We start from the raw sequence: 5,798 nt of genomic DNA, 5'->3' as shown, positions 1-5,798 counted from the left end.
GGAATACCGCTTGATGTACGTGTCACCATGGGCAAGGCGGCGAGGCCGGGTTCATGTTCATGGTGCCGCCACAGGAGGGGTAGTATCAGATAGGCCAGCAGCAGGTAGCCGAGCGCACCTGTCAGAACGATCCACCACCGACGCCTGATCGCGATCTGTCCCATTTCTGACGTCAACTCGATTGCAATCACCGCAATCTGCGCGGCCCACTGGCGAAACTCGCTGCCTGTGCAGGCTACTCCCCTGCAAAACGCGCCGTCTATTGTCTCTCGGTGCCCACCTTCGCTTCAGCGCCGCATAGCAGGCGACCTTTCAGAAATAGGCGCTGACCAGCGCAAGGCGATCGCAACGCTCTGGCAACAACTCTATCTGACGTCAGATAGAGGAGAGAAATCCATGAAAAGCGTATGGCGCTGCGGTATTCGAACTCCCCTGATCTGCCGTTAGTGGTAGCACATGCCACTTTCAGGGGGCCGGACACTGCCGCTATTCCGGAACTCATTCGATGGCGCCCCGGCCCAAAGCCAGCGTCATCGTTTCCGATGTAGAGCGGCTGATGGTCACCCGCGCAGCAGTAGCTCGACAAGCGCCTGGGTGTTCTTGGCGTTGTATTTCCTGAGCAGGCGGGTCCGGTAGATGTCCACCGTTCGCGGACTGATATCCAGCGCCTTCGCCACCTCTTTTCCGGTCTTTCCATCGATGAGCAGGGTAGCGACATCTCGCTCCCGTGGAGTCAGGGTCGACCTCAACGACCCACCCGATTGCTGATTTCTGTCCAGTTCCGAAAAGACCCACAGCGTGTGCGCGTGCGCCAGTTCCGGCGTGTAGGTGAAGCCGCTGACCCGGACCCAAAACAAGTCGCCGTCGAGCCGGCGCATGACTCGATCATCCGTGTAGCTGCGCTCGTTGGCCAAGCGCTCGCCGACGCGAGCGCCCGTCTCTTCGTAATCAGACTGCGTGGGGTAAAGCCGCTCAAACGTCTCACCGACCATCTCGGCGATTGCGCCGCGGAATATTCGGGCGAACTCGTGGTTGCAGGCCACGATGACCCGCCTCTTGCCGACGGCCAAGCCCACCGGCGCATTCTCGAAGGCCTCCCGATAATCCACGTCCATCGCAGCCAACTCCATGCGCTATTCCGGCTGAAATGCCGCCCGAACACTTAAGTGTTAAACACCTATAGCATTAAGTGTTTAGGTATCATAGCGTCCATTGCGATAAGAGCCGAGGTCGCCATGCGGCGTCGAGCAGATGAAGGGTCGGCGAGTTTCGTCGAAGCCCTCGGGGAACCGCGACATTGGACAGCCATGACACACGCCCAGTTGGAGATCGCTGATCTCTCCATCCATTTCGGAGGCATCCGTGCGCTTGATGGCGCCTCCTTCGCAATCCGGCCGGGCATCACGACCGGCCTGATCGGCCCCAACGGCGCCGGCAAGACAACCCTGTTCAATTGCATCTCGGGCCTGACGCCTGGAGCGACCGGAACCATCAGATTCTGCGGGCGCGACATCTCCCGGGCAGCGCCTCAGGCGATTTCGCGAGCAGGATTGGTCCGCTCGTTTCAGCTGGCGCGCGGGTGCGAGAACATGACCGTGTTCGAGCATCTCATGCTCTACGGCCCGCGCCAGCAGGGAGAAGGCCTCCTGAACGCTTTCCTGGGCAGCCTCGAAACGCGCAGGCAGGAGGAGGCGCTCCGGGAGGAGGCACTCGACATGGCGCGACGTCTCAAGCTCGCGCATGTCATCGACAATCTCGTGACGCGCCTGTCAGGCGGCCAGAAGAAGCTGCTGGAGATCGGCCGCGTTCTTCTCGCGAAGCCGAAGATGATCCTGCTCGACGAACCCATGGCGGGAGTGAATCCGACGCTCGTCCAGGAAATCGCCGACCGTCTCGTCGAGATCCGAAAAAGCGGCATCTCAATTGTGTTGATCGAGCACGAAATGGAGCTGATCGAGCGGCTTTGCGACGAGGTCATCGTCATGGCGGGAGGACGCTTCCTGACGCGCGGCAGCTTCTCCGAAATCTCTGGGAACCGTGACGTTCAGGAGAGCTATCTGGGGATCCGTCGCCAATGACCGATCTTACTGTCCGAAGCATCCGCGGCGGCTACCCAAACGCCGAGGAAATCGTAAAGGGCATCGACCTGGATGTCCGGGCTGGCGACCTGACCGTCATCATCGGCCCCAATGGGGCCGGCAAGTCGACCCTTCCTGAAACTTGTCGCCGGTCTGCTGAAACGACGTCGGGCGAGATCAGCCTGCAAGGAAAAGCCCTCCAACCCGGGAACGCTCAAGCAGCTTGCAGGAGCGGCATGAGCTTCGTTCCCCAGGAGAGAAATGTCTTCGCAAGCCTGACGATCCGCGAAAACCTGGAGATGGGCGGGTACCTTCTTCGCAAGGGGTTGAAGGACCGCATCGACGATCAGCTATCACGCTTCCCGCTCCTGAAGACCAAGCTCCGCGACAAGGCCGGGAACCTTTCGGGCGGCCAACGTCAGGTGCTCGCCATGGGCGTCGCGCTCATGACCAGCCCGAGCGTCCTGCTCCTCGACGAGCCTACCGCCGGGCTTTCGCCAGCGGCCGCCGACGAAGTCTTCGAACTTGTCCGCAGCCTGGCGAAGTCGGGCATCGCGGTTCTGATGGTCGAGCAGAACGCTCTCCTCGCACTCGAATACGGAACCAAGGGCCTTGCCCTGGTCGCTGGGCGCAAGGCCCGCGAGGAAACCGCTTCGTCGCTGCTCGCCGACGACGAGGTGCGTCACCTGTTCCTTGGCCGCCGCGAACACGGCCAGGGCGCAAAGCAAAAAACGGAACGAGGGGATCGTCATGAGCAAGTTTGACCGTCGTGATTTCCTGGCCGGCGCCGCGGGCGCCGGCTCTCTCGCGGCCCATTGGCCGAGGGCGTTGCTGGCCCAGGGCACGCAGCCGATCAGGATCGGTATCGTCATTCCCCTGACCGGGGCGACCAGTCAGTTCGGCGCGACGATGAGCGCCGCGGCGAAGATCGCTGTGAGCGATGTCAATGCAGCCGGAGGCGTAGCGGGCCGTCCCATCGAGGTTCTGATCGAGGATGACCAGAGCAACCCGGAGGCCGCCGTTCGCGCGGCGCGCAAGCTGATCGACGTCGACAAGGTCGTCTCGATCGGCGGCTCATACGCTTCGGCCGTAACCTCGGCGATCGCGCCTCTGTGCTACGACAGCAAGACGGTGCTCTTCACGTCCTCGGGTGCCGACAGCATCACCAAGACGCCGCACAACGGCTACATCTTCCGCACCTCTCCCACCGTGACGCTGCAAGGCACCCGGGTGGGTCAGTACGCGCTGGAACTCGGCGCGAAAAAGATGTTCTTCCTCGGACCGCAGACGCCCTTGGCGCAGTCCTACATCGACATCATCTCGAAGCTGTTCAAGGATGCGGGCGGATCCGGACAGGGCCTGATCTACGAGGACAAGCGAGCCAGCTACCGCACCGAAGTCGATCAGGCGCTGCGGACGAACCCCGATATCATCGTGCTGGGCGGCTACGTGCCCGATACCTCCGTCGTCCTCAAGGACCTCTATCGCGCCGGCTTCGGCGGCAAGAAGATCGGGTACTCCTTCGGGGTAAACCAGGTTCTGGCCGATGGCGTTCCTCATGAGGTGTCGGAAGGCACTGCCTCCCTCGTACCGTCGGCGTCCGAAGATTCAACCGCCTACAGGACGCTCATCGGCAAGATGGGACGGTCGGCCATCGATAGCTATTCGTGCCAGGTCTACGACCATGTCGTGCTGACGGCCCTGGCGCTTGCTCAGGCTGCCGTCACGTCGCCGAGCGGCACGGCTGTACGCGACGCCGTCAGGGCGATCTCGCAGGACGCGAAGGGCCAAAAGGTCAGCGACGTCGCGCAGGGGCTCAAGTTCATCGCCGACAAGAAGCCGATCAACTATGACGGCCCGAGCGGCCCCCTCGAGTTCGCGGCGAACGGCGACGTCGAAGGCGTCTTCTTCCGGTATGAGCAGGTTCAGAAGGGGAAGATGACCCTTCTGAAGGTTGCCTGAGCGAATTCGGGCGAGCGAGCCATGTTCACCGAATTCGCACAGTACGTGCTGGACGGCCTCGTGCTGGGAGCGCTCGTCGCGCTGCCGGCGCTCGGCCTGACGTTGATCTTCTCCGTGCAGGGGTTCGTCAACTTCAGCGTCGCCGCGCAGATGACCGTTGGCGCGTACGCCGCCTGGTTCGCGGGAGCCCATCTGGGTTGGTCACCTGTCGTGATGCTGCTTTTCGCATTCGTCGTCCCGGGCATGCTGGGTATCGCAACCGATCGTCTCGCGCTCGCTCCCATCCGGCGCCAATCCGGGGCCCACACCGCCCTGATGCTGGCGGTCGTCTCGATCGCGCTCAACCTTGCGATCGAGAATGCGCTTCGCTTCCTCTTCGGGAGCGATCTGAACAGCTTCGATCTCCCGATCGAGCGCAACCTCCAGGTCTGGGGGTTGAGCGTCGGCCCTCAGCAGCTTCGCAATCTGGTCACCGCACTCGTCATCGCCGTCGCGCTCGCTGCATTCTTCTCGCTCACCCGATGGGGCAAGGCGATGCGGGCCGTCGCCGACAATACCGACCTCGCCAGGTTGAAGGGCATCGAGCCGCGCAATCTGTCGAACCTCGCGACGTTCATCGGCATGGGGCTCGCCGGCATCGGCGGCTCCCTGCTGGCGATCGATACGAGCGTCGACCCGTCGACCGGCTCGCGGCTGATCCTGATCATCTTCGCGGCGAGCGTCCTCGGCGGATTGACCAGCCTCTACGGGGCCGTTCTGGGCGCCCTCATCATCGGTGTCGCGGGTGAGGTCGCGATGATCGCCATGCCGCCGGTCTATCAGTCCCTCACGGCCTTTCTTGCCATCCTCTTCATCCTTCTGGTGAAGCCGACCGGCCTCTTCGCCGGAGCGGCAGGGGTTAGAAAATGACCTCCTATCTTCTGTTCATCGGGACCATCGCGGCGATCTATGCCCTGCTCTCACTCGGACTCGTCGTGAGCTGGGGCCAAGCAGGCATGGTCAACCTCGGACTGGTCGGCTTCTTTGGCCTTGGCGCCTATTGCTCGACGCTGCTGACGAAGTTCGGGGCCCCGATCGGCCTTGGGTGGGTTGCGGGAACTGCACTGGCGGCTGCGATCGGCGTGGGGTTCTGCCTGCTGACTCGAACGCTGCGGGGCGACTATCTCGCCATCGTGACGCTCGGCTTCGGTGAAGGCCTCCGTCTTGTCGAGCTCAACGAGCGTTGGCTCACGGGCGGCAGCGACGGCATTTCGGGTATCCGGGCGCCGTTCAAGGATGCCCTCGGCGAACTCTATCCCTGGTTCTATTTTGCCCTGGCTTGGATCCTTGTCGCACTGGTTGTCTGGGTCCTATCCCGCGCCCTCAGCAGTCCCTTCGGCCGAGCCCTTCGCGCCGTTCGCGACGATGAGAMGGTCGCCGCCGTTGCAGGCAAGGACGTGCTGCGCCTGAAATGCCAGGCCTTCGGCATCGGCGCGGCTCTTTTCGGTCTGGCCGGGGGCCTCTACGCCCACTTCACAAGCTACATCTCGCCCGACAACTTCGCCGTCCAGCTCACCATCTATATCTTCCTCGCGGTGACGGCAGGCGGCTACAGCAGGTTGGTTGGCGTCGTTTTCGGCTCCCTCGCGGTCATGACGATCCTGGAGTCCTCGCGTTTTGCGGCCGAGTTCATCCCGGGCCTGAGCGCCGTACAGATCGCGTCGCTCAGGGAGTTCGCCATCGCGGTCGCGTTGATCGTGATCATGCAGCTACGGCCAC

At 62.7% G+C, this 5,798-nt stretch carries 6 protein-coding genes and 1 pseudogene; 5 read left to right on the top strand and 2 right to left on the bottom strand.

The window, feature by feature from the left end; genetic code table 11:
* Together AC1DVA_RS26015 and AC1DVA_RS26010 are read right to left on the bottom strand one after the other, a co-directional pair.
* Positions 1 to 191 (bottom strand): annotated as a pseudogene (locus AC1DVA_RS26015) (hypothetical protein); the annotation flags it as partial.
* 369 nt (positions 192 to 560) lie between these two features.
* On the bottom strand, positions 561 to 1,130 hold the full coding sequence (locus tag AC1DVA_RS26010) for a helix-turn-helix transcriptional regulator (protein WP_476807795.1): 570 nt from the start codon (positions 1,128 to 1,130) through the stop codon (positions 561 to 563).
* 36 nt (positions 1,131 to 1,166) lie between these two features.
* Between AC1DVA_RS26010 and AC1DVA_RS26005 the strand changes: the two genes are divergently transcribed.
* The 5 genes from AC1DVA_RS26005 to AC1DVA_RS25985 all read left to right on the top strand — a co-directional run.
* Positions 1,167 to 2,078: an ABC transporter ATP-binding protein gene (locus tag AC1DVA_RS26005; RefSeq protein ID WP_476807794.1), complete on the top strand. Its 912-nt coding sequence runs from the start codon at positions 1,167 to 1,169 to the stop codon at positions 2,076 to 2,078.
* Complete coding sequence (locus tag AC1DVA_RS26000) at positions 2,075 to 2,842, top strand: ABC transporter ATP-binding protein (RefSeq protein ID WP_476807793.1); 768 nt, start codon at positions 2,075 to 2,077, stop codon at positions 2,840 to 2,842. Before AC1DVA_RS26005 ends, AC1DVA_RS26000 begins: the two co-directional genes overlap by 4 nt.
* Positions 2,772 to 4,040: an ABC transporter substrate-binding protein gene (locus AC1DVA_RS25995; protein WP_476807792.1), complete on the top strand. Its 1,269-nt coding sequence runs from the start codon at positions 2,772 to 2,774 to the stop codon at positions 4,038 to 4,040. Before AC1DVA_RS26000 ends, AC1DVA_RS25995 begins: the two co-directional genes overlap by 71 nt.
* Before the next feature lie 21 nt (positions 4,041 to 4,061).
* On the top strand, positions 4,062 to 4,949 hold the full coding sequence (locus AC1DVA_RS25990) for a branched-chain amino acid ABC transporter permease (protein ID WP_476807791.1): 888 nt from the start codon (positions 4,062 to 4,064) through the stop codon (positions 4,947 to 4,949).
* Positions 4,946 to 5,798: branched-chain amino acid ABC transporter permease (locus AC1DVA_RS25985; protein ID WP_476807790.1), on the top strand; the 853-nt coding region annotated here is incomplete at its 3' end. The genes AC1DVA_RS25990 and AC1DVA_RS25985, both read left to right, overlap by 4 nt.

The sequence above is a fragment of the Allobosea sp. P4_C6 genome (assembly GCF_056402015.1).
This window is presented reverse-complemented; position numbering and strand designations above follow the sequence as displayed.